Below are 623 nucleotides of genomic sequence, written 5' to 3'. Positions count from 1 at the left end.
CCTGTCGTGAAACCGGTGCGCGTGCCTCGCTTGGCGGTGGACTCCATCATCGCCGTGGGTCCTGACCTAAGCGCCGCGCTCGCGCGCTTCGGCCAGCCCGAGCAGCGCGTGGATCGCGGCGACCACCAAGGTCGAGCCGCCCTTGCGGCCGCGGATCACGATCCACGGCACGTCGTCCAGCGCGGCTGCCAGATCCTTGGACTCGGCCGCGGAGACGAAGCCGACAGGCATCCCGATGATCAGCGCCGGCCGTGCGCCTTCTTCGCGGATCAGGCGCACCACCTCGATCAGCGCCGTCGGCGCGTTGCCGATGCCGACGATCGCGCCGTCCAGCAACCCGCCACGGTGCGCCTTGCGCATCGCTTGCACGGCGCGCGTCGTGTTTTCAGCCTGGGCGGTGGCGATGACATCGGCATCGCTGATGAACTGGTGCGTGGTGAGCCCGAAGTGCGCCAGCCGCGGCGCCGAAAGCCCGACGCAGATCATCTCGACATCGGCCACCACGCGCGAGCGGCGACCGAGGATCGCCGACATCGCGGCGGCGATCGCCCCATCGTGGAAGCCGGTCAAGCCGTTGAAGTCGAAGTCGGCGTTCGCATGGATCATGCGACGCACGACCTGCC

The 623-nt window shown here is 69.3% G+C and carries 1 protein-coding gene; it reads right to left on the bottom strand.

The genetic code is table 11. From position 1 onward, the window contains the following. Positions 1-66: 66 nt before the first annotated feature. Positions 67-623, bottom strand: a 557-nt coding sequence (locus AC1DYI_RS37855; protein ID WP_477209184.1) for a precorrin-8X methylmutase, incomplete at its 5' end; no start/stop codon positions are given.

The sequence above is a fragment of the Ideonella sp. P3_A4 genome (assembly GCF_056403075.1).
The sequence above is the reverse complement of the archived record's forward strand: the minus strand, read 5'-3'. Positions and strand labels throughout refer to the sequence as shown.